Here is a 25,022-nt window from a genome sequence, read left to right as displayed (position 1 = left end):
ACGTATCCGGTGTCCACCGGAAGCGATACATTCGAACGTTTGCCGTCCGCGTAATCGATAGTATGAAGGGAAATGAAATGATGAAAAAAACAGTTTGTTTATTCGGTCTGCTATGGGCGGGCCTGGCCCTCGCGGCGGATCAGCCGAATATTGTATTTATCCTAAGCGATGACCAGGGCTGGCGGGACTATGGCTTTATGGGTCATGAAACCATCCAAACCCCCGCGCTGGATAAGCTGGCGGACAGCAGCCTGGTCTTTGATCGCGGTTATGTGGCATCACCGTTGTGCCGGCCTTCGCTGGCCTCGCTGGCCACCGGGCGCTATCCCTTTGAACACGGTGTGGTGGGCAACGATGTGGATGGAAAAAACAACCGTGCGGAGTTGGATCAGCCGGTGAAGGATCGCTTTCATACGTTTCCAAGTTTCGTAAAATTGCTTTCGGAGAATGGATATCTGACGCATCAGTCCGGCAAGTGGTGGGAAGGCTCATTTCAGGATGGCGGTTTTACGCATGGCATGACCCATGGCGATCCGGCGCGAAAGGGAAGGCATGGCGATGTGGGGTTGAGGATCGGGCGCGACAACATGACGCCGGTGACGGAATTTATCGATAGGGCCGTTGAGGAGGAAAAACCATTCCTCTTGTGGTATGCGCCTTTCCTGCCGCATACGCCGCACAATCCGCCCAAACGGCTGCTGGATAAATACAGCGAGGAGGGACGGTCGGCCGATATTGCAAAATATTACGCCATGTGTGAATGGTTTGATGAAACCTGCGGTACGCTGTTGGACGCTCTGGATGAAAGGGGACTGCGCGAGAATACGCTCATTCTCTATATCTGCGATAATGGCTGGGCGCCATACAGCAGCAACCTGGACGACCCGAACCAGAAGACATGGAAAGGATTTGCCCTGCGTTCCAAGGGATCGCCGTTTGAAATGGGCATACGTTCTCCCATCATGGTTTCATGGCCGGGGCACGCGGAGGTCGGGCGGAGCCCGGACCTCGCCCACGCCATCGATTTTTTTCCGACCATCGCCGCCGCGGCGGGGGTCGAAGCTCCGGCCGGGCTGCCGGGCATCAACTTGCTGGATGAAGATGCGGTACGTTCACGCCAGACGGTATTCGGTGTGTGTAATACGGTGATGCAGATGAGTGTCACTGATCCCGATGATACACTGCAGTATCTCTGGTGTATCGAGGGGGATTGGAAGCTGATCCTGCGTTACCCGGGGAGGGATACAAGCCCGTATAGAAAACTCCATGCCTGGGACAAAGCACCCCTACGTTTGTACAACGTGAAAAACGATCCGCATGAAAAGAACGATCTCGCGGCTGCGCATCCGAAAACCGTTGCACGGCTGAAGACGAAGATTGAAGTATGGCGCAGTAACTAGTGTCCTGATTCAGAAATAGATTTACATTTGATTTGTTCCATTTGGATGCAGAATATTTCCGAAGTTGCGGAAGCATACTGAAGTATGTGACGAAAACTTCGGTAATATTCTGGGCCAAAGGGGGCGAACCCCTCCGGGGCGGATGCTTTTGGTGCTCAACAGACTAAAAATCGACAACGATGCTCGCATCGCCTTACGTTTTTTAGTCCCCTGCGCATCCAAAATCATTCCGTCAAATATAAACCTATTTATGAATCAGGACACCAGGCCGCAGGAAAACAGTGCCCTGAACTCACGTTGTGGCTGAATCCTTCTATATACTGGCAGGAATATACAATCAATACCACCATCGGTGTGCTTAGTTGGAAACCGTCTCAGTTGATCAGCCGTTGTGTGCCGGTCAGCTGTCCAAATAAGGACGAATCAGATGCGGAATGGCTGTTGTGTGATCGTATTGCTGTCTGCCTTAGCGGGAGCTCAGGTGGAAGCGGGCGGGGTTGACTTTTTTTTCGAGGGGTTTAATTCCGGATTTTCGAGCCCATGGACGGACGATTCCTGGGGCCGGGGTGTTTGGGGGGTAACCCGTTCAGAAATCCGGCCGGCCGGGGATGGAGGAACTGCCGGAACCGAAGGAGACGGGTTCTGCGTGATGAAGGTCACAGCGAAGCCCGTGGGCACACCCAAGCTGGTTTGCTGTCACAATGTAAACCTGGGTGAGGTCACTGAGGCCGGTGTGACCTATTCCTTTACCGGAGATTTCGGGTGGCGCAATGCGAGCCGGGAGGGCGCGCAGTCAGATTATTCATTTAAACCCAACAAAAACGGTTTCAAGGTGGGTGTGGATGGCCAGGTATTCGGGAGTTCCTATCCTTTTAATTTTGGGGAGCGCACGGATGGGGAGCACCGGTTTACCCCATTGTCGTTCTCGTATACGACGGTTAAGCAGGATATCGGAAAACCGATCCAGCTTTCCCTGACGCTGCATGGAGAAAACTCGGTAGACGGCTCGGTGGAACTGTTGACCGATAACTGGAACGTCACCGTCACAGGAACGGCCGGCGCAACTCTTCCACAACATCGACGTGACGGGTTGGAAGCAAATTCAAAGGCTTTAGGGCTTCTGTTGAACTAGATGGCTGTCGCAATGGCGGTTTAGTTCCATTTCGTGGCGGGGATGTCCTAGCCTATGCCGGATGAATGTTCTATTTTGTTCGGATGAAAAATAGACTGAAGTGGGTAGTGCTCTCATTGGGGTTGATGGCGACCGGCCTTGTGGCGGCGAAACAACCGAACATCATTTTTATTGTTACGGATGACCATGGTTTTAACGATCTCGAAGCAACGGATATGCGCGATGAGGTCGATATGCCGAACATCCATAAGCTGACGTCCGGCGGTGCGCTGATGACGCAGGCCTACTGCACGGCGCCGCAGTGCGTGCCGTCGCGGGCGGGCATTGTGACGGGGCGGTACCAGCAAAAGTTTGCGATGGAGGCCAACGGCGAAGGGCCGTTGCCGAAGAGTGAGACGTCTATCGCTTCGCGCCTGAAGAAGCTGGGGTATAAAACCGGCCACGTCGGCAAATGGCACCTGGAGCCGAACCGTCAGACGAAAAAATGGTTTGAGCAGGTCGGCTGCACTAGCATGGCCGATGCGCCGGTCGAGGCGGTTAACGCGCACCGGCCGCAGGGCTTCGGCTATGATGAATATGCGCAGGGAACCGGAAACAAATACTGGTCGAACTTTGATGTGAGCGGTAAAGAGGTCGAACCGCAGGAAATCAACTACAAGATTTATGAGAAGAAATCCCACGCGGATAAATTCCGCCTTCAGCTCCAGACCGAGCTGGCGCAGCGTTTTGTTGAACGGCATGCGAAGGGTGCGGAGCCGTTTTTCCTGTATCTCGCCTATTACGGACCGCACTCACCGCTGGATGCACCGGCTTCACTGACGGATCAGGTGCTGTCAGTGGAAGAGCTGGTGGCGAAGGGATACGACAACACCAAAAAGCCGTATAAAAATCGAATCAATTATGCGCGGCCTTATACGGAGGCCGAAGTGCGGCAACAGGGATTGGCCTTACTCAAAGGCATCGATAACGGGGTCGGCGAGCTCATCCAGACCTTGGAAAAAACAGGCGAGCTGGACAACACCATCATCTTTTTCATGGGCGACAACGGCGCGCCGTTGGGAACAAAATCGTGGGATGGGTCGGTGAACGATCCCTGGCATGGCTCAAAAGGGATTATCTTCGAGGGCGGCGCGCGGGTTCCTTATTTTGTGTATTGGAAAGATGTCATTAAACCGCAGGTGTTTGATAAGCCGGTAAACACGCTCGATGCCGGGGCGACTGCCGTGGCGCTGGCAGGAAGCGATCCGGCAAAGGATTCCATGCTCGACGGCGTGAACCTGATGCCGTTCCTGACGGGGAAAAAGAAAGGCGAACCGAGCCGATACATCTATCAGCGCTATATGAACACCGCCGCCGTGATCAGCGGAAAGTATAAATTCATGATGCACGAAAACGGCGAGGAACTGCTGTTTGATGTGTCGCTCGAACAGCCGGGCGCGCATAATACCGACAAGGAATTCCATGAGACCCACAATCTTATCAGCGAAATGCCCGAAAAAGCCGCAGAGCTGCGCAAAGCGCTGCTCGATTGGAAAAACGAGCTTCCGGTACCGGAGTATGACGGCGGGTTCCATAGCAGCCTGATCGAATTCGCCGAAAAGCGCTGGGGTTTTCGGGAGAGGTAAGGTAGGGCTCGATCGCCGAGCGAGCCGCGCGACTGCACTGAACATTTGCACCCTTACTCTGTCGTATAGTATTGGCAATGGTCGTGCTTTTGCCCTGAAGGGGCAACACAGGCAACTGGCGCCTCTCTGGATTGTTTTGCCCCTTCAGGGCAAATGGATCGGGGCTGCGCAATCCTTGGACTGCGTCCAAGGCTAAAATATGTAGTGCCATTGGCACTTTTTCGACCTGAGTAGTTACGCCTCGGGGAGATTGAAATTCCAAACATCCAAGCGGGCTGGCTTGGCAGAATCGTCGGGAAATTTGGCAGGGAATTACCGGAACGCTTCTTTTCGCTATGGTTTATTGGGTATAGCTAGGAAGAGGGGACGCTCGGGATGTCCCGGATGTTGTGAATCAATACAGGAGGCAGGAAATGAGAAAACGTACGTTATTCAGTATCATTCCAACGTTGGCGCTGGCCGCGGGATCGGCTTCGGCGCAGAGCTCAAATATTTTTGCGGAAGGATTTAATTCGGGATTTTCGAGTCCTTATTCCGCAACCTGGGGGACTCCAGTGTTTGGAGACACCAACCCGGGTATCATTACGGACGGTTCCATTGCCGGAATCGAAGGCGATGGATTTGCTGCGGCAAATGTAAATCAATCAGCTACCAACGGGACTGTTGTCATTATCGGCAGCATGGATGTGGATACGGGATATGCCATTCAACAGGCCGGGGAGGTCATCACGTTTACGGGGGATTTCGGCTGGCGGTATGGTAATGCAACCACCGCGAGCGATCTGTCCATTCACAACGGTCAAAGCGGTTTTAATATCGGTGCCAAGACCGGGGTAACCGATGCTCCGATTACTTTTAATTATGGCGCACAGGCTGCGGGAACGCTGAATGCGGTCACCTTCAGTTATACGACGGTTGAGGATGATGTCGGAGAGACCGTTACGCTCAGAGTTCGTCATGCAGATGCCAATGCCGTGGCTAATCTCACTCAGCTGCTGACCGATAACTGGCTGGTGGACGTTGGGGTCCCTGAGCCGGAGCCGGGACCAACCAATGCAACGCTGGTGGTCGGTGTGCGGGCGGATGGACTTTCTTATTATTATAATCCGCAGAACGGAGCCTCGGCGTATGTGAATAACGGCGCAATTGTTGAGGAGGATAATACTAAAGTCGGCGATGTGATTGGCGCGCTGGGGTATGGCGGCAGCTTCTACTCCTTCGGGCAGGTCACCAGCTCAACAAACACCGCGGTACTGGGCGAATACCGCGTCAACCACATTCCGCTGACCAATGTCTACCATACGGTGGATGGAAATATCGGTGGTTCTGACTTTACCCGGAATATTCTAACGAATGCCGCAGATGCTGACTTGATCGATTTTGCGCATGATGGAGCGGACTTCTGGTTTTTGGCCGATGACGGAGGGGTTTATCAGAACAGTTCCACCAATGCCGCGTTTACGTTCAGCAATACGGTGGCTGGAGTCTATCATTCATTAAGTTTCCAGGAAAGTAAGCTGGTTGCAGGTGTGACCACGGACAGCGGGCTCTCTCGCGTCGTGACATATGACTCCGGTGCATTCTCCACCCTTTGGTCTCAAGGGGGCGGAGCAGTAAGCAATGGCATTACGCAAGTCGCCGGTGATATGTCAGGATTCGTTTTCGTTTCGCGGACGGACGGGCTGGTTTACGAAGTATCATCCGGGCAGGATTATTTTGGAAACAGCGGACAGTGGGGCGGATCGCCAACAGATTCCGCGCTCGGTTTGGTTGCGGAGGTGAACAGCTATCTGCAAATCAATACGTCCGGTGCGGTTTATCTCCGGGATGTCGCCAAGGAGAATGCGATTGCGCAACTGGCGACACTTAACGGCAGCGGATTTGTCGGGCTGGCGGTAGTTGATGTTGCGGTTCTGCAGGCGGGTTACGCAGAGTGGAGTGTCGGTTATGGCCTGGTCGGCGGGGCGGATGACGATGATGACGGCGATGAGCTGTCCAACATCTATGAATATGGTCTGGGGGGCAACCCGACCAATGCTGCCGACCAGGGCACGCTGCCGACCCTGTCGGTCTCAAACGGTGTCGCCCGTTATACTCATGTCCAGCTCACCGATCCCAATGCCGATATCATCTATACCGTTGAGCAGACTCCGGATCTGGTTAATACAGAGTGGACCAATGCCAATTGGAGCGCGGTGACAACCAACATCACGATCGATGTGAATTTTGATGCTGTGGAATATGAGGTTTCGGGTCAGGACGAACTGTTCTTCCGGTTTAAGATCAATCAGCTTTAGGTTGGAAATGGGGTTGTTTAAGCAACCCCCTCTTGTCATTTAAAAAGGAACCAAAATGCGAAAACGAATATTATACCATGGCATTACGGCCTTGATACTTGTTGCGGGATCCGCCTCGGCCTCGGTGATCTGGAGCGAGGGGTTCAATTCTGGTTTCAGTTCTCCCTACTCCGCCAGCTTTGGGGCTCCTGTGTTCGGCTCAACGGGGCCCGGCATTCAGACCGATGGTTCGTTGGCGGGTATCGAAGGCGATGGATTCGCTTCGGCCAATTCCAGCCAGACGAATGTTAATGGTGTGGCATCCATTCTCAGCGGCATGGACATCAGTCTGGGTGCTGTGGCTGAGGCCGGGGTAACCTACACCTTTTCCGGCGATTTCGGTTGGCGTTTCGGAAGCGTGGCCGCGGCATCCGATCTGGCGGTTCACGCGAATCAATCTGGATTTCGGATCGACGGAACGAAAGTCAGCGGGCCTTCCTCCAACTTTGTGTTCGGTGATCTCGCTTCGAGCCAATCCGCCAATAATCTGGGACAGTTGACCTTTGATTATACGACGGTGGCCGGAGATGTCGGGAAGGATATCCTGGTTCGGATCCGCATTGTGGACGAACACGATGTCGGCACGCTCACGCAGCTGCTGAGCGACAACTGGCAGGTAACCGCAATTCCTGAGCCGGCCACGCTGGGGATGGTTGCCGCGTTTGGAGGCACTGTTCTGTTCATCCGCCGCCGTTTTATGATCTGATGGTTCAGTATGTTCCTGCTGGAACTGAAAAGCCCCGGTACCCGCCGGGGCTTTTCAGTTTTTGGAGTACTGAACTTCAGTTCAGCTTTTCAAAACGGGTCGGTGAATCGGAGCGTTTTGAAAAGCACAAGTGAACTTGCGCACTCCAAATCATTCTTCGGGTAGGCGAACGCTACCCCTTGGGGTTTTCCAGGCATTGGAAAACTTCAGGCAGATCTTTTCAACACCTTCGCTTTCACATTTGCATTCTGCACCAGATGGTCAAGCATGCCGCCCGGGGTGATGTGGGGCCGCCAGAGTTGATCGGCATTTTCCAGTACTCTTCGGCCACTTGGCCGGTTGCTTTCATGTGTCCGAACAACTCCTGGCGTTTATCCGCACAGAGCGTCACAAAATAGAGCCCGCCGTCGGCATAGTTGTGCCCTTTCAGCCGGATGGAGCGCCGGTGGTGGATGTCTGGATTGTAACGGTTTTTGACCATGAAAAAACTTTGTCATAAATGATTGTAGAGCTCAAGTTGCAGGTTTTATGCGGTGTTCTTTGCTGGCAGGAATCTCCTGATTTCTGGCAGGGATGTCATGGTAATTGAACAGGAATCGTGGTCGGATGGTCGGTAATTATTAGAGGATTTTGTGATGACGGTTTTTTTGAAGGGTTGGATATTGGCAGTGTGCGTTTTGGCTCTGACGCTTCCGGTGCATGCATCGAACTGGCGGGGGACGCAGGATCGTGACTGGTCGAACGGCGGAAACTGGCAGGGCGGAAGTGAGCCCGGATCCGGGGATCATGCCTACGTCTACCTGACGTCGAACGATCCTGAAGTTGTGTCGGGCGGCCATGTCTGCAGGAATGTCTATCTGCCGGCAGGGTGGCAGGATGCCGGGTCGGTTACGCTGACGGTTGATGGCGGTTCGCTGAATGCCTGGGCGATCTATTGCGGGTCATCCAGTGCTGCGCACACGGGCAACCTGCTGGTGCGCGATGGGTCGGTGACGCTCTCCGGCCATCTGGAGGTGGGCCTTTCCTCCGCCGGCGGCGATTTTACCATGACCGGCGGAACGCTTTCCTGCAGCGCGCTGAAGATCGGTGCTGACAGCAATACGGTGGGCACGGCTTATCTGTACGGCGGCGCGGCAGTCTGTTCCACACTGCAATTCGGGGATGGGGGACTGCTGGATATAGGGAACGGTCAGTTGACCATTACCAATCCTTCCTCTCGTATGGCGGTTCGCCTGCTGATTGATCAGGGAAAGATCACGGCCTTCGGCGGAGCAGGGCGGATTCTTTTCGGAAGCGTCGGAACGGATCTGGTGCTGACGGCAGAGCTTAATACTGCTCTGGCCAAATCGCCGAGCCCGGCCGACCTGACCACGCAGGTTGCATCCGGCAGCTCGAATCAACTGAGCTGGACAGCCGGAACAGGGGCGAGCAGCCACAATGTTTACTTCAGCTCAGATGCTGAGAATCTGGCTTTTCAGGGAAACCAAACCGCGACAGATTTTAACAGCGGCGTATTGCAACCGAATACGGTCTATTATTGGCGGGTGGACGAAGTGACCGGCTCCACCACAAACCGGGGCGAAATCTGGAGCTTCCGCACCGACAACCCCGGTGTCAACCGCCCGACCATCGGCGTGATCCGCTGGGATATGTATTCCGGTATGGCTGCTACGCAGGCGCAGGAGCTGGGCTATTTGCCGGGCGATTACGGGTTCCTGGCTCCGGCAAAGTGGAATTGGCGCGCTCCGTTTTTCTGCCGCTACACCAACGATGTTCCATGGATCGACCACGCCGCCAACGGGGCGGTCGGCCCCGTTTGGTTTAATTCCGAGCAGGAGTTTTCGCTGACTCAGGAGGCCACCGAGCAGGAGATCGCTTTTGCAGGAACTGCAGGGGCAAAACTCGATTATTGGATTTTCGGAACGGCTCCGGCCTCGGCCGGCGGAAACGGTTGGGGGCTGACCTGGAACCTGGATGCCTTCCTCGAAAGTGAGCGGCGGTTGGAAATCAATTATGCGATGATGTATCGGCTGGATTCGATCGATGACTGGCCGGAGTTTGAACTCGCTGTTGAAGAGATGGTCTGGCAGGCGAAGCAACCCAACTACCAGACGGTACTCGATGGACGACCGATCATTTACTTCATCAGCTACAAAGACCTTTCCGTTACGCTTGGCGACCCGGCGGATGGATCGACCGTGACCAATCTGGCCGCAGCGGTTCAAGTGATCCGCGATGCCTTTATTGCGGACGGGCTCCCGGATCCTTATCTGGTGGCATCGGCCGTTCCGGCACATGCGCGTAATGAAAGCAATTGGATCGACGGCGGCGGGTTCGATGCGGGCAATGATTATCGCGGCGGATATGGCGGCACGGCCCCGCCGGGAACTCCGTTTTCAGATTTGGCGGACAACATCGAGCCGTATTGGGACCAGAATGCAAGCAGCCTTTCCGCTGCGCTGATTCCAGCGGCGCCTTGCGGCGTCAACTCGGAGCCTCGCACGGAAAAGGGACATGGCGGAAACACACACTATCAGGAGCCGGAACCAGGCGACCTGACCGAATTGATGAATCGGGTGATGGACTATGTGGTTGAAAACCCGGTGGAGTGCGAGGCCAACACCTTTTCCATGTATTCCTGGAACGAGCATTCCGAGGGTGGATTCCTGTGTCCGCTCATGAACACCAACGGCAACTATGACCTGCCTGATTCCCGCCGTCTCGATGAAGTGGGCGCGGCCGTGAACGCCTATGAACTGCCAAAGGAATCGGTGCTGGTTTGTGTGCGCGAAGACGGCGCAGTGTACCGCACATCAACGGGCAGTTTCGATCCGGTCTTTGCATTTGATCTGACCGCTGGCGAAGATTTGGTGATTTCCGCGGCGTCGGACGACCGCTTTGTCTATGGCCTGCTCGACAACAACGGCGTAGTGCGCGCAGATCTGCTGGGCGGGTATTTTCCGGATGTGCAGATGATCGGCACGTTCAGCGGCGCGGTCGGCTCGTTGACCGGACTGGATGTGAAGGGCGGGGCGGTCTATGCGGTGGACGATACCGGACGGGTTTATAAAAACTTCAGCTCCACCCCGGAGATTACGCTGAGCGGCAGCGGTTTTGTGGATATTGCCGCGCAGTCGTCCGTCGCTTTTCGTGGGTTGTATAACAACGGCGGAGTCTATGTCTGGACGCGGGATCAGGATGATACGTACTTCAACTTCAGTAACAACGGCGGGGCAGCCGCGATCGCCAGCGAATCCGGCAACGGCTATTATGCGCTGCGCGACGATGGCTATGTTTATGGTCCCGACGCGAAGGTTTTTCAGGGGAACTTCAGCAGCAATGCGGTGGACATCACGGTGGTCAATTCCAACGACCTTTATACCGTGGCCGATTCCGGTGCCGTTGTGCGTTCGCTGAACGGCGGGGGCGAAAGCACCTTTGGTACGCTCGATGCCGGTGCATCGGTTTTTGTGGCCATCGACCGGGTTGAGATCAGCTCCGGCGAGCAGCTCGCGCGCGTTCCTAATGTGATTGTGATCCTGACGGACGATCAAGGCTACACCGATCTGGGCATCCATGGCATCGATTCGAATGTGGACACCCCGGCGATGGATACGCTGGTGGCAAACGGGGCGTTGATGACGGACGGCTATTCTTCCGCACCGCAGTGCTCGCCTTCGCGCGCCGGGCTCTTGACCGGGCAATACCAGAACCGCTTTGGATTCCGTACGAACAATGATACACCGCTGCCGCTGAGCGAAACGCTGAATGCTGAACGCCTGCGCGACAGCGGATATGCCACCGGTTTTGTGGGCAAGTGGCACGTCAGCCCGTCGGATGTGGAATATCCGCGCCCCGACTCGGAATATGAACCGTCGCAACGCGGATTCGATGATTACTGGACCGGCAAGCGTTCGCCCTACACGGTGAACTATGATTTGAGCGGAGCCTCGGTTTCGCATCAGGTGGTCACCGATGCTCGCAATCGAATCACGGTGCAGGGCGAAGCCGCCGAGGCCTTTATCGGTCGCCATGCGGATGAGCCGTTCTATCTGCACCTTGCGCTGTTTGGTCCACACATTCCGCGCATTGATACCAATGATGTCTACTATACCGCATTTCCGGAACTCGACTATCCCGACTATGGCGATGACCTCGACGATGTGCGTCGGCAGGGCTTGGCGTTGATCAAGGCGATGGACGATGCCGTCGACGGCGTGATGCAGAAACTGCGCGATCTCGGCATTGAAGAAGATACCCTGATTTTGTTTGCGAGTGACAATGGATCGAACCCCAAGTTCTGGGAGACGGTCCCGGGGGCAGATACTCTTGAGAAGTGGACGGGGTCGGAAAACATTCCGCGCCGCGGCGAAAAGGGAAGCCTCTGGGAAGGCGGCATCAATGTGCCGATGTGGGCCTACTGGAAGGGGACCATTCCCGGCGGACAGGTCATCAACGATCCGGTCATTACACTCGACTTTGCGGCGACGGCACTGAAGCTGGCCCGCGGAGCCGTTCCGGCTGAATATGATGGGGTGGACCTGCTGCCGCGTCTCAGTGGCATGACCGGTGCGGTCGAGCGGGTTGAGCCGCTCTTCTGGGACTGGGGTAATCCGGGCGAGGGCGAGCTTGCCATTCGCAAGGGCGACTGGAAAATGCGCCGTTCCGGTGCAGGCGATTATCTGTTCAACATTGAGGATGATCCCAACGAATTGACCAATCTGGTTTTCCAGCTTCCGGCAAAACAGGAGGAGCTCGAAGCCGACCTGATGGCCTGGCAGGCGACGCTGCCTTCAAACGGGCGCGCCTTTATGGGCGATACCGCCGGCGATCTGGCATATATTTATGGCGCGCCGCCCCATATCTCGGCCATAGCTTCGCCCGACGCGCCGGATACGACCGACTCTGATGGCGACGGAATGACGGATGTGGATGAAACCGCTATGGGTCGCAATCCGAACCATGCAGGCGATCTTGCTTTTGAATTTAATGAGCCCGGCGAGTTTCGTTTCTATTCCGAAGGCGATTTCGAAGGGTGGAAGCCGACCTCTGTTACCGATCCTTCGACGACCAATGGCCTGCTGGTCGGGCAGGCTTCTAACGGGGGGCGTTTTGTTCATAACGCATTGGGTTTTTCCGCCGACGAGGTGCCGTACCTTCTCGTGCGAATGCGTTCACCGCAGGCGACCGCATTCCGCTTCTATTGGGCACATACGGATGACGACTCGTTTGCCGGTTCGCGCCTGTTTTACTCTACCTATAACAGTAATCTGACCGAGACCATCATCATGCCCATGGCCGGGGATGCCGAATGGGACGGTCGTACGATTACCCAGCTGCGGTTTAATCCAGTGAATGCGACGGCTGATTTTGAGGTCGATTATATCAGTGCCTCCGCGGGCAATCTGGATGGGGATGCCATGTCCGATGTCGAGGAAGCGGTGGCCGGAACCGATGCGGCCGATGCCGGTTCAATCTTCACGCTGGTGCCTGACGAATCCGGCGATTTTAAGTGGAACGGTAAAGCCGGACGCAGCTACACGGTTTGGCAATCGCCGGAACTCGTCCCGCCGGACTGGTCCAACGCCACCAACATCGGTGTGCTTGCAACCAACCAGCTCATTGAGCTGTCGTTGCCTCATTCCCCAACCTCCGGCTTCTATCGGGTGGAAGTCGAATATCCGTGAGGTAGGGGTGGGGGACGCATCGATGAAGCGTCCGCCCGTCCGAAGAGCCGATCTGCTATGCGGCGGGTTCGTCGAACCCTGCCCTACCTGAAGCTGTTGCGGAATTCGCGCGGAGTGACGCCCATGTGTTTTTTGAACTGCTTGGCCATATAGCTGCTGTCCTGGAAGCCGCATTCGTAGGCGATGTCGGTGATGGATTGTTCGCTCTTACTGAGTAGTTCTGAGGCCGTGGCGATGCGCAGGTTCGTCAGGTATTGGTTGGGGGTGGTGCCGGTGGCTTCCTGGAAAACCCGGTAGAAGCCGCGCTCCGACATATTGGCCATTCGGGCCAGTTCTCCGATGGCGAGCGGTTCGTTATAGTTCCGTTCCATGTGGGCCATGCAATGCGCGATCTGCATCAGTTTTCCTGGTTTGTTTTCTGCGGATTGGTCGTACCATCGCGAAAGCTCGCCGATGAGCAGCAACAACAGGCTTTGGGAAACCAGCCTGAAGCCCGGCTGTTTTTTGTCCACCTCCATTTCCAGTTCCTGGATCATGGCCTTGGCTTTATGTAGCTCTTTGCTGTCAAGGCGGAGGCGGGTGCTGAAGGGTTTGTTGCGCAGTTTCGGTTCCAGAAGGAACAGGGCGTGGAAGCCGGGCAGGTGGCTCATATCGATGCCCTTGATGTCGAGCAGGGTGCTGTCGAACAGCACGTTGCACAGGTGCAGGTGGCGGGTTTCACGATAGGAGTGGCTGGAGCTTTCGTGGATGACGAAGACATCGCCTTCAGAGATCGGATAGTCAACCCCGTCCACGCAGTTGATACCGCTTCCCGCATAGACCACAACCAGTTCGGTGAATTCATGGGTATGCTCGGGATAGTCCGGGTGTTCAGGCACATCGGTGATTTGGATAAGGAAATCCTGCAACCAGCTTTTGCGCAGCCTTCCGCTTTTTATTTTGAAGGAATCGTATTTCATCGGGCCTTAGGACTGGTGGAGGTTTCGGAATTCCCGCGGGGTCATGTTCATCTGTTTCCTGAATTGCTTGGCCATGTAGCTGCTGTTGAGAAAACCGCATTCATCGGCGATATCGGCAACGGGCATATCCGAATGCCGGAGCAGTTCGGCAACCTGGATCAGACGCAGGTTGTTCTGGTACTGATTAGGGGACGCGCCGGTAGCCTGCTGGAAAATGCGGAAGAAGGCGCGTTCCGATATGCCGGCCATGGCAGCCAGTTTTTCAATGGCGAGCGGCTCATAGTAGTGTTGTTCCATGTAGGCGATAGGCTGGGCGATCTGCATCAACCGGGCCGTGTTTTCGTTTTGGCACAGGTCGAACCAGCGCGCGAGTTTCCCGATCAGCAGGAAAAGCAGGCTCTGGGTGATCAACCTGAACCCCGGGGTTCTTGCTGCTAATTCCTTCGTCAGTCGTTCGATGATGCCCCGTGCTTCCATCAGCTCTTTTTGCGGCAGGTGCAACCGGCTGTTAAAGTCGGTTTTACGCATTTTCGGTTCCAGCCGGAACAGGGCGTGAAAGCCGGGCAGGTGGCTGATGTCGACGCCGCAGGTTTCGAGCAGCGGGCTGTCGAACATCACATTGCACAGGTGCAGGTTTTTGGTGTTCCGATAGGAGTGCTTTATGCCTTCATGAATCACGAACACCTCGCCTGCAGAGACCGGGTAGTCGTATCCATCGACAGTATTGATGCCGTTGCCTTCGTAGACGACTACCAATTCGGTGTAGTCGTGCGAGTGTTCGGCTCGTTCCAACTGTTGGGTCTCTTCCCAGATAGCGATGCTGTAGCCATAAAACAGCATCTCCTTGGTCAAATGGTTGTAGGTTTCCTGTTCCACACGGGGTCCCGGTTTGAGTGAAAGGTGATAATACACGGAAAGCCTCTCGAGGCCATATTTTTGTTGGCAGGATTGTCATGATACATGCAGGGTTGTCATGGTAATTATTCGGATTTTATGGTTAAATGCTTTCTAATTATCTCAGGCGTTTACATGGCGGTGGTTTCGGGATGTTGAGGGAGCAGGGATCCATTTTTCAGCCAGCGATTCGGTAATTGCTACAGCCCGTTCATGTCCTGATGTTGATCCCGAAGTGAAACTGATTTATAAATCTACATTCCAATAATTTACAGGGGGCTTGAATGATGTCGTTGCAGAAAAACCTTTCGATTATTTCCGTGTGTTCCACGCTTGCTTTATCCGCGGTCGCGAAACCGAATGTGGTGCTGATTGCGATTGATGATCTGAATGACTGGATCGGTTGCATGGGCGGGCATCCGCAGGCGCAGACGCCGAACATGGATCGGCTCGCCAAACGCGGGGTGCTGTTTACGAACGCCCATTGCCAGTCGCCCGTCTGCAACCCGTCGCGCGCCAGCATGATGAGCGGGATTTATCCGGAAACCAGCGGACTTTATTTTCTCAGCCCGCCGCCGGCGGAATCGCCGGTGCTGATGAAATCGACCTTTATGCCGCAGCGTTTCCAGGACGAAGGGTATTATGTGACCGGCGCGGGTAAGCTGTTCCATAATGGCGGCCAACAGAACGAAAAATATATTCCAAACTTTGGCGGCAACTTCGGCGGTTTCGGTCCCATGCCGAAGAAAAAGATCAGCCCTTATCCCGGTCATCCGCTCTGGGACTGGGGTGCGTTTCCTGAAAAAGATGAACAGATGCCGGATTATAAATGCGCGAGCTGGGCGATTGAACGCCTATCCGAGGATGTTGAAAAGCCGCTTTGGCTGGGCATCGGCTTTTTCCGTCCGCATGTGCCGCAGTATGCGCCGCAGAAATGGTTTGATCTGTATCCGATGGAAACCTTGCAATTACCGAAGACGCTGGAAAATGATCTGGAGGATCTTTCGGAATATGCCGTCAATCTGACCACGCTGGAGCATGTCTCGCCAACCATGGAGTGGGTGGAGGAAAACGACGAGTGGAAACCATTGGTTCAGAGCTATCTCGCCTGCGTAAGCTTTGTGGATCATCAGGTGGGGCGTGTGCTCGATGCGCTGGATGAGCGGGAAGATGCGGACAATACCATCATCGTGCTCTACACCGACCACGGGTTCCATCTCGGAGAGAAACGCCATTTTGCCAAGCGCACCATCTGGCAGGACGGGGCGGGAACTCCGATGATTATCGTAGGCCCCGGGATTAAGAAAGGCGCGGTCTGCGACCTGCCGGTGCAACTGCTCGATATCTATCCGACGCTGCTGGATCTTACGGGCCTGAAAGCGGATCCAATGCACGAAGGAAACTCGCTGAAGCCGTTGCTCGAAAATCCAAAGGCCGATTGGCCGCATATGGCACGTTCAAGCTTTGGTCCCGGCAATGTCGCCATTATTTCGGAAGGCTATCGCTACATTCGTTATAACGATGGCTCTGAAGAACTCTATGACCGCAAAGCTGATCCGCACGAGTGGCATAACCTGGCAGAGAATCCGGAAAAGAAAACGGTGCTCAAAAAACACCGTGCGCAACTGCCATCCACCTATCATCCTGCTCTGGAAGGTAACTCCACCGGTCACAAGGCCTTCAATGCTACCGAGGCCAGGCGCTGATCACGCGGAAGGATGTAGCTGTACTGCTGTCCTTCGGTAATTGGAGGGAGTGGTGCCGAAGGCGTTGCGGAAGGTTCGGTTAACGTTGGAAATATCCGAGAAGCCGCAGTCGTGGTAGATGGTGACGACCTTATCGCCGGTGCAGCGATGGCGGAAGAGTGCCGTTCATTGGCGGGATTCTACTATTCGAAGGAAAGACGATTCCATACGGTGTATGGATGAAAACTATCTTTCTTAGCCTTATGCTTCCTTTGGTTGCGTGCGGTGCTGTTCGAGCGGCTCAACCGAACTTTGTCATAATCCTGATCGATGATATGGGCTGGGCGGACAGCTCGACCTATGGGTCGGAGTATTATCAGACGCCGAACCTGACGCGGTTGGCGGAAGAGGGTATGCTTTTCACGGATGCCTATGCGGCGGCACCGCTCTGTTCACCGACGCGGGCCAGCATTATGTCGGGGCTTCATCCCGCACGTTTGAGGATGACGCAGGCGATTGTGCCGAGCGCTGTATCCGACCCGAAAGCCCTGCCGCCGCGCAAGAATGAATATGTCGGCCGGGTGCAGAACCGGGATCATATGGATTTGGACATCACGACGCTGGCGGAGGCACTTAAGCTGGGTGGATATCACACCGCGCATATCGGTAAATGGCACCTGGGACCGATCGACCGGGAATGGAGTAGCGAGGACCACACGTATAATGCGGAGCACCAGGGATTTGATTTTGTGATCGGCGGGGCGCACCTGCCGGGGCCACCGGATTATTATTCTCCTTATTCCGATGGCCGACCGGGATATACGATCCGGAATCTGGAGCCGGGGCCGGAGGGGGAATACCTGAATGAGCGGTTGGCGGAAGAGAGCATAAAGTGGATTTCATCCGTTAAGGATTCCGGGAAGCCGTTCTATCTGAACTTCTGGCACTACGCGATCCATGGACCGGTGGTGGCGAAGAAAGACCTGCTTCCAAAATATATTGAATCGCGCGATCCTGACGCCGGGCAGCGATGCCCCGAATTTGCGACTATGATTGAGAGTATGGACACCAGTATCGGTATGCTGCTCGACTGGCTGGATCGTCCGGAAAATGCGGAGCTGAAAGCCAACACCTTTATTCTGCTTAGTTCTGATAACGGCGCGGTGATTCACAATGAGGTGAATGGAAATCCGTGGAGCGCGAATCGCCCGCTACGCGGCGGAAAAGCCAACATCTATGAAGGCGGCTCGCGCGTGCCCTGGATTGTCCGCTGGCGGGATACACCTGCGGGAACAGAATGCAATACGCCGGTGGTGAGTACCGATATTTATCCAACGGTACTGGATCTGGCCGGTTTGGAGCCGAATACCGAGCTGGATGGAAGAAGCATTGCCCCGTTGCTGAATGGGGAATCGCAGAAGACCGAACCTGTTTTTGTTCATTTTCCGCACGATATGGGCATGCTGAATGCGGCGTCTTCCTTTGTGCGCGACGACGGCTGGAAACTGATTCGGTATTATTGGGCCGCCGGACCGGACCACCATCATTATGAATTGTTCAACCTGCGGGACGATCCGCAGGAGGCGGTCAACCTTGCCGGACACTATCCGGGCAAGGTGAGGGCGTTAGACGCCTTGCTGGAAGCATTTTTACAGGAAACGGGGGCATTGACCCCGCTTCCGAATCCCGACTATGCCGGAACGGAATTCCCGCCGCCCCGCAAGTCCCGTAACTCAACGCTTTCAAAAGCCTCCCGTCGTCCGGAAACCTTGAAACTTGCGCTCGAAAAGTTCCAACCGTTGGAAAACGGATCCAGGATCATCCAGCTGATGGACGAAAAAGGCGTGAAACGGAAAAGTACTGCTGTTATTTATAAAGGAGCTGACTGGATATCGGTTGAAAACCGTCCGGATGGTTCGGTAAAGGTTTCATGGGATGTCGCAAAAAAGAACGGCCCGGCTGAAATCCTGTTTGGATGGTGCGGCGGATCTACGGCTACAGAGGTCGATGACTGGACGCTGGGTCCTTATAAAATGGTGATACAATGATGTTGCGCTGGATGAAAAAAACGATCTTCGGGCTGGCTTTATGGACGGGGATGTCGCTGCAGGCGGCACAGCCCAATTTTATCGTGATCCTGGTCGATGATATGGGCTGGGCGGACAGTTCGACCTATGGGTCGGACTATTATCAGACGCCGAATCTGACGCGCTTGGCGGAGGAGGGGATGCTCTTTACCGATGCGTATGCATCGAGTCCGCTCTGCTCGCCAACGCGTGCGAGCATCATGGCGGGGCAGCACCCCGCTCGTCTCCGAATGACCGTTGCGATTACGCCCAAGAGCGTGGCGGAGCCAGAGGCCTTGCTTCCGGAGGGGAATGCCTATTGTGGAAAGGTGCAGAGTAAGAGCCATTTGCCCCTAGAGGTTTTTACCCTCGCCGAGGCGTTGAAAGAAAGCGGGTATAATACGGCGCATATCGGAAAGTGGCACCTGACGGAACGGGGGATGGATGAATTTCGCGCGGAGCATCAGGGGTTTGATTTTGTGATCGGCGGCGGTTCCCTGCCGGGGCCACCGGATTATTATTCGCCGTATAAAAACAGTATCCCGAACCTGAAGGCTGGGCTGAAGGGCGAATACCTGAATGAGCGCCTGGCGGAGGAATCCATAATGTGGATCGAATCCGTTAAGGATCAGGATAAGCCGTTTTATCTCAACTTTTGGCACTATGCGGTGCACGGGCCGATCATCGCCAAAAAGGATCTGTTGCCGAAATATGCTGAGCTGCGCAATCCGGATGCTGATCAGCGCTGTCCGGAAATGGGGACCATGCTCGAAAGCATGGACAACAGTATCGGCCTGCTGCTCGACTGGATGGACCGTCCGGAAAACCGTGAGCTGAAAAAGAATACGTTGATTTTGCTAACTTCCGATAATGGCGGGGTGACGCATAAGAAGACCAAGGCGGGTGACACGTGGACCTCGAATCGCCCGCTGCGTGGCGGAAAAGCCAATACCTATGAAGGCGGGTTCAAGGTGCCGTGGATCGTGAGCTGGCCCGGGAAAATTGAGGCGGGCCGTGTGAATGAAACGCCGGTGCAGACCACCGATATTTATCCGACCCTGCTGGAACTGGCTCGCGTGAAACCGCAGGCGAAACTGGATGGCCAGAGCATTGTTCCTCTGTTGGCGGGTAAGCCGATGGAACATCAGCCGATTTTCACCGATTTCCAGCATGTCTTTGGCGCCATGTGCGCGCCAAGCAGCTGTGTGCGGGTGGGCGACTGGAAACTGATCCGGTTCCACCATGCGGGTATGGATGCAAAATCGGACGCGTTTGAATTGTTCAACCTGAAGCTGGATCCGGCGGAGGCCATCAACCTCGCAGGCTATATGCCGGAAAAAGTCGCTAAGTTGGACCAGTTGATTGAGGAACATTTAAAGGATTCGGATGCCTTGCTGCCGATTCCCAATCCTGACTTTAAGGGCAACCCGATCAAACGTCGGCATAACCCGAAGCAGGCGCCGGATCGGCCTGCAGCACTGCGACTGGCGGAAACTGAAATCCGGACCGCAATAGCCGGAAAACAGGATTTCCAATTATTGGATGAAAAGGATCGTCCGCGTAAAACCCATGCGCTGGTGCTGGAAGGGGCGGAGTGGGTTTCGGTCGAGAACCGTCTGGATGGAAGTGTCGAAGTAATGTGGATAAAACCTCCGATCAACTCCGAGGCGAAAGTCCTGTTCGGCTGGAAGGGCGGCGCGACCACGATGGAGATTAATGACTGGACGATTCCGGCGAGTGAACTGATTTTGAAGGGTAACTCAGGATTAAAAAATTAAAGGATAGATCATGCCATATTCAAAAATTCATCCGGACGACATGATTCTTCGCGATCATCTGGCCTATGACCGAACCGTTCTGGCTAATGAACGAACTTTTCTGTCCTATGCGCGAACTTCGATTACCTTGATCATTGCCGGAGGAACATTAATTAAATTCCTGCATCAGGAAGTTTTAATGCTGTCACTCGGTATTGCTGTTTTCAGTATGGGCGGAATCGTTCTGCTCATCGGGATCCGCAGATACCGCTCGGTAAAGCGACGCCTGTCCGTGGCTTATGAAGAACCTCCGGTAAGCTGATCGATCATGACTCCCGAGATTGAATCACTAGCCAACCAGCAGCAATGGTAATACGTGGTCTCGCCGAAAATTAATCCACGTCAAGAATGACTGGTGATATAGAGTGAAGTTGAATTAGTTGGGTGAAAAGATATCCGTTTGAATCCGATAAAGCGGTTAAGGCGTCGGATGTGTTTCCGGCCCCTCGGAAACTCAAAGAATTCGTAAACGTATCGAAGTGGAGGATTCTGAGCCACTCTAAAGCCGGATTAGAATACGAAAAAATCCAGCGAAAGATGTCTGGAATTGCACCCCCCGAAAACTAATCCGTAGCGATAATGCCAGAAAACATTGGCCAAAGTTTGGGAGTTGGTTCGAAAAGATATCCGCTCAGAGCGAGTGAGTTGGTTGAAGCTGGTGACAATACGATGGAAAATGACCGGATTTATGCCGTCAGGGTATGACGAAAAATCCGTTCAATCTGAACGAGAGGTGTTGCGCTGGTGGTGTTGGAAGGGCAGGGCTAGGCAGCTTCGCGGTAGCAATACGAGATTACTCCACCGAGGCGTTGTTCTCGCTTAATCACACCTTTGTCGGTTGGTTGGAAATCAGGACGGAGAATCTTGTTTCCGATATCTACTCCCTGATGAGGACGGTGGTTGTTATAGTAATTAAGCCACTCTTTGTTAATGTGATTTAGATGATCCAGACTGAAGCAGATGAAGTGGTTAAGGCATTGTTTCTTAACGATACCTATGCTGGCTTCCGCGTATTCGTTTACTTGATGAGTATATATCGAACGTTAAAGTAGCAATGAACGACCTATAAGAGGCGATAACGGCGAATTTCTCTGTAGAGATTGTGTGCTCGTAGCATGCTGTTTTACTATAATTCATCATTATGAGACCGAAACTTAAAATCACCTCCAGTACCTACTCCCGTGAAGACCTTCTTGATCATATCGACGATGCTCATTTCCAGAAAAACTGGAAGGCAAAGCGTCGGTACCAGGTCATCCTTTATGCCTTGTCAGGAAAGTACACTACCGATGAAATCGCAGAGCTAGTCGGGTGTAGCCGGGCGAGTGTAACAAACTGGGTAAGGCGCTGGCGGGAGGGTGGTACTTGGGCATTGGAGAAAAACAACTACAGGCCTACCCGCCAACCTGCACTTACCGAGGAAATGATAGTCGATTTAGTCGAGCATCTGACAGCGGGCCTGATAAGCGGGGGTAAAGGACATGAAAGCATACAGGTCTGGCTGAAGGAAAGGTATGACCTGGACCTGGCGATTACGGCGGTGGACTACTGGTATTCAAAAATCTGGGATCGGTTCTGTAAGGGGGAGTTGCAAGACTGCGACGGTTTTCCGGATAATCCTCATAAAGTTGATCTGAGACTTCGGAAGAGGATGGAGGGTCAGGATAAGAAGAGGGCAGAGCGGGAAAGGAGACGTCGGCAGCTGAGTCAGGTAGCTTAATGCCAACCGTCAACGCCTGCTGTGGCAGGAATCAGCAGGAGTTCGATACGCGGCTCCAACTTTACCAGGCATATCACCATCGATAATTATGAGGCGGTTGATTGTACGTTTGGTGTCTCAGTTTAGGCTTTCGAGTGGGACACACACATGATACACATTCGGTGTTGTTAGATCGTTTTATGGTGATCGGAAAAACAACGTAACGTGTTAGCTATAAGTGTGATGTGACAGGTTAAAATCGGTTTTGTGAGGCGATTCTGGGAGTCGCCACCACCTTTAACCTCTGATCCTTAACGGGTTGGAGGTTTTTTTGTGCCTACATGATTTTATGATAAATGATGCATTAGCGGCATGAAATGGCCATAAAAGTCGCTTGTGCGTTGCATTTCGGTTGCATTCTTTCTTGGCTGTTGCATGTGGGCATCATGGGCATCTATGATGATTGAATTCTTTTCTTTTTCGCACATTTTTTGGATAAATACCGGATGCCTAGAAAAAAGAATACTTCGTTGCCGGATATCCTCGCCCTCGAAATCACCAAAGACCTGGAGGCCGCCTGCCGCCATCGCCGAGGATTTGAAGGCGACAACATAAGGTCATCCTGCAGGATAGCCTTTACATCAGCGAGGGTTAGTCGCTAGGCGGTCCTGTCGTTCTTTTGCTGTTCGACCTTGAGTGCTTCGAGTTCTTTTTCGAACCCCAACCGAGGACCTCTTCATCCACTTTGCCCTGGTCGTGACATGCACCCATTGTCCTAACACTCCCTATACATTACATCTAAATGTCTCTGATCAAATTAATGGCGTAGGGATGCCCAAATTAAGCCTGCATTATATGCGGTCATAACTTCGTTGGGACTTGGTTCCATCTACGATCCAAGCGGGAGAAATAACAAATTTCTGTCGTTCCGACAGCGCCTTCCGATATTGCTTCGCTTTGCTTTGAGGAGGGGCTGTTTCCAAGAATCAGCGCAACTAACCATTACGCTGATCGTCATCTTCCGAATATCCTTCCGGAAGATAATCCGACCATTTCAGGGTGTTGTCATCCACGATCTCGTAGACAGCGAGGAGTCCGTAAGTGTTTTCCAACACTACATAGTCCTTTCCGCCTTCGTTGATGGTCGTAGGGTCTGACGGGGCAGGTGCATGTTCCCCAAATTTTTGGAAATACGCATCGACTGCTCTTGTGAATATGTCTTTTTCGTCCATTATTTATCACCTCCTTTCCATACTACCTTGGATATCAGAGGAGTCTTTAGATCGTCAATAGCATTTTTGCCTTTACTTCACATTCATCCCATAGGTGGTGCTGACGGAGAGTAAAACCCCGTTTTTGTTAAGGTTTCTGATGTCCGATTCATTTAGTCAATTCCGATTTTTTGTTGAAGGTTAACCATGGTTCCGCGCTTTGTGCATATGGCTGTCCCACAGCTCTTAGACAAACCCCGGCAGATACGCCTGTTCCGGCGCACCCCGTATGCGGCCGGGCGGTTTGGCTGTCCCATAGGAATCCAGCAAGGCGGGCAGGTTCCACCGGCGCCAAAGCACCGCGCGCACAACAGTGAACTGCCGCTTGAAGCTGTGCTCCCATCCGTGCATGAACGCGAGGCAGCGCATCAGCAGGTGGACCAGCAGCCCCATCCAGATCTGCCAGCGCACGGCGTTGGCGCTGTAGCCCAGGAAGTCGGAGAGTTGGAGCGTCTGCTTGATCTCCTTGAAGAACACCTCGATGTCCCAGCGGCAACGGTAGAGTTCGGCGACCGTCCACGCGCTCCACTCCAGGTGATTGGTGATGAAGGCGATTTCGACATCCTTGCCGTTAATCTCGACCAGCGCCACGACCCGGCGCAACTCGCACGGATAGGCTTTCTTCGATGCTTCGACCACCATCTCGATGACCTCGTCGCGCAGGATGCGCTTGTGCCCGGTGGTTTCGAGGGTGCGCACCACCTTGTACTGCATGTTGTCCTTCGCCCGGCCAACCCACCAGACACCGCGCACCGTCAGCTCGAAAAGATGCTTGAACTTGTTGTAGGCCTTGTCGAACACGGCGATTTCACCGGGTTTGAGCTCGGCGCACAGGCTTTGGGTCATCGTGCTGTCATGGTGCTTCGCCGTGTCGATGATGGCGCACCGGGGCAGGAAGCTTTGCAGGTCGAGGCGCAGGTGGCACTTGGCCGCAGCCTTGCGGCGGCGATGCTTCGCCCAGTCCATGCAGTTGGCGACGAGCTGGATCGTGGTCGAGTCCAGCGCATGGATCGTCTTGCTGAAGCGCCGGAGGTATCCGCGCCGAACCTTGCCCTTCGCGAAGCCCGGGACTGTATCCATCAGATGCTTCATCATGCACCAGTAGAGCTCTTCGGCCATGTCCGCGTTGCGGATCTTGTTCGCGTGGCTCAGGTTGTTACGCGACGGAGGAACCGCGCCGCGGATGGTAGAGAGCGCCGCCGCGTTCATCTGGAGCGCGTCGCACACATCGTTGAGTCCGAGTGCATGGGAGAAGTGGGCGTACAGCAAAGAAACCACATGGCTCCACGGCGTGTACGTCCGGCTTTGAATGTCCACGCCATGCTTCTGCGCAAGGCTCGACACCATGTGTCCGGGAATCAGATTGCACAATTGTTTCAAGGTTGTATACCTATGTCCGGCTGGCTTGTGTTTATGTTGTTTTTTCATACCCTCCGAGTGGAGGATTTCAACGGCACATGCCAGCCTTTTTTTTCAATATCTATGGGATGACAATGCCTTTACTTCAATATTTTGAAGGTCGTTTTTAGGGGATGCAACATCCAAGAACTCAGCGAACTGCCACGGGTTACTGGCTGAACACTTCAACCGGTGTCAGGCACAACAAGTAGCTACACAAACTACAGGAAAACCAAGACATGAGGGTAGGGGGACTGTAAGCTATCCAATTACGGAACAGGCCGCTACGCGTACTGTTAAGGTATTCCGCGCAATCCTGCCCATTGGCTTCCAATGCATGTAAGTCC

17 protein-coding genes and 1 pseudogene are annotated in these 25,022 nt (G+C 54.1%); 11 read left to right on the top strand and 7 right to left on the bottom strand.

What is annotated here, in order from left to right:
- Positions 1-77: 77 nt before the first annotated feature.
- From E9954_RS12710 to E9954_RS12690, 5 genes are all read left to right on the top strand, one after another.
- Entirely contained in the window at positions 78-1,400 is a 1,323-nt protein-coding gene (locus E9954_RS12710; protein WP_222847166.1) for a sulfatase-like hydrolase/transferase, read from the top strand.
- 646 nt (positions 1,401-2,046) lie between these two features.
- Positions 2,047-2,532, top strand: a complete 486-nt coding sequence (locus E9954_RS12705; protein ID WP_136079537.1) for a hypothetical protein — start codon at positions 2,047-2,049, stop codon at positions 2,530-2,532.
- An 83-nt stretch (positions 2,533-2,615) separates the two neighbouring features.
- Positions 2,616-4,157, top strand: a complete 1,542-nt coding sequence (locus E9954_RS12700) for a sulfatase family protein (RefSeq protein ID WP_168442211.1) — start codon at positions 2,616-2,618, stop codon at positions 4,155-4,157.
- Between the two features lie 413 nt (positions 4,158-4,570).
- Entirely contained in the window at positions 4,571-6,454 is a 1,884-nt protein-coding gene (locus E9954_RS12695; RefSeq protein ID WP_136079535.1) for a hypothetical protein, read from the top strand.
- 55 nt (positions 6,455-6,509) lie between these two features.
- On the top strand, positions 6,510-7,199 hold the full coding sequence (locus E9954_RS12690; protein WP_136079534.1) for a hypothetical protein: 690 nt from the start codon (positions 6,510-6,512) through the stop codon (positions 7,197-7,199).
- A 235-nt stretch (positions 7,200-7,434) separates the two neighbouring features.
- On the opposite strand, the gene E9954_RS12685 is transcribed toward E9954_RS12690, so the two are convergent.
- A complete protein-coding gene (locus tag E9954_RS12685; protein WP_136079533.1) occupies positions 7,435-7,680 on the bottom strand; it encodes a hypothetical protein in 246 nt (81 codons plus the stop codon).
- Positions 7,681-7,834: 154 nt separating this feature from the next.
- Here E9954_RS12685 and E9954_RS12680 point away from each other — a divergent pair, with 154 nt between their 5' ends.
- Positions 7,835-12,886, top strand: coding sequence for a sulfatase-like hydrolase/transferase (locus E9954_RS12680; protein WP_136079532.1), 5,052 nt, complete (start codon positions 7,835-7,837; stop codon positions 12,884-12,886).
- Positions 12,887-12,969: 83 nt separating this feature from the next.
- Here E9954_RS12680 and E9954_RS12675 read toward each other — a convergent pair whose 3' ends face one another.
- On the bottom strand, positions 12,970-13,845 hold the full coding sequence (locus E9954_RS12675; protein WP_136079531.1) for a helix-turn-helix domain-containing protein: 876 nt from the start codon (positions 13,843-13,845) through the stop codon (positions 12,970-12,972).
- A 6-nt stretch (positions 13,846-13,851) separates the two neighbouring features.
- Positions 13,852-14,721 (bottom strand): helix-turn-helix domain-containing protein, encoded by an 870-nt coding sequence (locus E9954_RS12670; RefSeq protein ID WP_136079530.1) that lies wholly within the window; start codon positions 14,719-14,721, stop codon positions 13,852-13,854.
- Between the two features lie 302 nt (positions 14,722-15,023).
- Here E9954_RS12670 and E9954_RS12665 point away from each other — a divergent pair, with 302 nt between their 5' ends.
- The gene (locus E9954_RS12665) at positions 15,024-16,445 is read left to right on the top strand and encodes a sulfatase (RefSeq protein WP_136079529.1); all 1,422 of its coding nucleotides are present in this window, start codon (positions 15,024-15,026) and stop codon (positions 16,443-16,445) included.
- Here the strand turns inward: E9954_RS12665 and E9954_RS33665 are convergent.
- Positions 16,446-16,580 (bottom strand): annotated as a pseudogene (locus tag E9954_RS33665) (helix-turn-helix domain-containing protein); the annotation flags it as partial. It lies immediately after the preceding gene.
- Positions 16,581-16,663: 83 nt separating this feature from the next.
- On the opposite strand from E9954_RS33665, the gene E9954_RS12655 reads away from it, so the two are divergent.
- From E9954_RS12655 to E9954_RS12645, 3 genes are read left to right on the top strand one after another with little or no spacing between them, the layout of a single operon-like run.
- A complete protein-coding gene (locus tag E9954_RS12655; protein ID WP_136079528.1) occupies positions 16,664-18,472 on the top strand; it encodes a sulfatase in 1,809 nt (602 codons plus the stop codon).
- An 11-nt stretch (positions 18,473-18,483) separates the two neighbouring features.
- On the top strand, positions 18,484-20,268 hold the full coding sequence (locus tag E9954_RS12650) for a sulfatase (protein WP_168442210.1): 1,785 nt from the start codon (positions 18,484-18,486) through the stop codon (positions 20,266-20,268).
- 10 nt (positions 20,269-20,278) lie between these two features.
- Entirely contained in the window at positions 20,279-20,569 is a 291-nt protein-coding gene (locus E9954_RS12645) for a DUF202 domain-containing protein (protein ID WP_136079526.1), read from the top strand.
- A gap of 502 nt (positions 20,570-21,071) precedes the next feature.
- Here the strand turns inward: E9954_RS12645 and E9954_RS33895 are convergent.
- Positions 21,072-21,344 carry an integrase core domain-containing protein gene (locus E9954_RS33895; RefSeq protein WP_136080231.1) on the bottom strand — a complete coding sequence of 91 codons (273 nt, stop codon included), beginning with the start codon at positions 21,342-21,344 and terminating at the stop codon, positions 21,072-21,074.
- Positions 21,345-21,448: 104 nt separating this feature from the next.
- On the opposite strand from E9954_RS33895, the gene E9954_RS12635 reads away from it, so the two are divergent.
- Positions 21,449-22,027 carry a helix-turn-helix domain-containing protein gene (locus E9954_RS12635; protein WP_136079525.1) on the top strand — a complete coding sequence of 193 codons (579 nt, stop codon included), beginning with the start codon at positions 21,449-21,451 and terminating at the stop codon, positions 22,025-22,027.
- Between the two features lie 974 nt (positions 22,028-23,001).
- On the opposite strand, the gene E9954_RS12630 is transcribed toward E9954_RS12635, so the two are convergent.
- Together E9954_RS12630 and E9954_RS12625 are read right to left on the bottom strand one after the other, a co-directional pair.
- On the bottom strand, positions 23,002-23,238 hold the full coding sequence (locus tag E9954_RS12630; protein ID WP_136079524.1) for a hypothetical protein: 237 nt from the start codon (positions 23,236-23,238) through the stop codon (positions 23,002-23,004).
- Between the two features lie 225 nt (positions 23,239-23,463).
- Positions 23,464-24,705, bottom strand: a complete 1,242-nt coding sequence (locus tag E9954_RS12625; RefSeq protein WP_136077916.1) for an IS4 family transposase — start codon at positions 24,703-24,705, stop codon at positions 23,464-23,466.
- Between the last annotated feature and the right edge of the window lie 317 nt (positions 24,706-25,022).

This window comes from Pontiella desulfatans (assembly GCF_900890425.1).
Classification (GTDB): domain Bacteria; phylum Verrucomicrobiota; class Kiritimatiellia; order Kiritimatiellales; family Pontiellaceae; genus Pontiella; species Pontiella desulfatans.
The sequence above is the reverse complement of the archived record's forward strand: the minus strand, read 5'-3'. Positions and strand labels throughout refer to the sequence as shown.

Bases quoted from the DNA above. Each gene is read 5' to 3' on its own strand.
- E9954_RS12710 (WP_222847166.1), top strand. From the start codon at position 78: ATGATGAAAAAAACAGTTTGTTTATTCGGTCTGCTATGGGCGGGCCTG.
- E9954_RS12700 (WP_168442211.1), top strand. From the start codon at position 2,616: ATGAAAAATAGACTGAAGTGGGTAGTGCTCTCATTGGGGTTGATGGCG.
- E9954_RS12695 (WP_136079535.1), top strand. From the start codon at position 4,571: ATGAGAAAACGTACGTTATTCAGTATCATTCCAACGTTGGCGCTGGCC.
- E9954_RS12690 (WP_136079534.1), top strand. From the start codon at position 6,510: ATGCGAAAACGAATATTATACCATGGCATTACGGCCTTGATACTTGTT.
- E9954_RS12685 (WP_136079533.1), bottom strand. From the start codon at position 7,680: ATGGTCAAAAACCGTTACAATCCAGACATCCACCACCGGCGCTCCATC.
- E9954_RS12680 (WP_136079532.1), top strand. From the start codon at position 7,835: ATGACGGTTTTTTTGAAGGGTTGGATATTGGCAGTGTGCGTTTTGGCT.
- E9954_RS12675 (WP_136079531.1), bottom strand. From the start codon at position 13,845: ATGAAATACGATTCCTTCAAAATAAAAAGCGGAAGGCTGCGCAAAAGC.
- E9954_RS12665 (WP_136079529.1), top strand. From the start codon at position 15,024: ATGATGTCGTTGCAGAAAAACCTTTCGATTATTTCCGTGTGTTCCACG.
- E9954_RS12655 (WP_136079528.1), top strand. From the start codon at position 16,664: ATGAAAACTATCTTTCTTAGCCTTATGCTTCCTTTGGTTGCGTGCGGT.
- E9954_RS12650 (WP_168442210.1), top strand. From the start codon at position 18,484: ATGAAAAAAACGATCTTCGGGCTGGCTTTATGGACGGGGATGTCGCTG.
- E9954_RS12645 (WP_136079526.1), top strand. From the start codon at position 20,279: ATGCCATATTCAAAAATTCATCCGGACGACATGATTCTTCGCGATCAT.
- E9954_RS12635 (WP_136079525.1), top strand. From the start codon at position 21,449: ATGAGACCGAAACTTAAAATCACCTCCAGTACCTACTCCCGTGAAGAC.
- E9954_RS12630 (WP_136079524.1), bottom strand. From the start codon at position 23,238: ATGGACGAAAAAGACATATTCACAAGAGCAGTCGATGCGTATTTCCAA.
- E9954_RS12625 (WP_136077916.1), bottom strand. From the start codon at position 24,705: ATGAAAAAACAACATAAACACAAGCCAGCCGGACATAGGTATACAACC.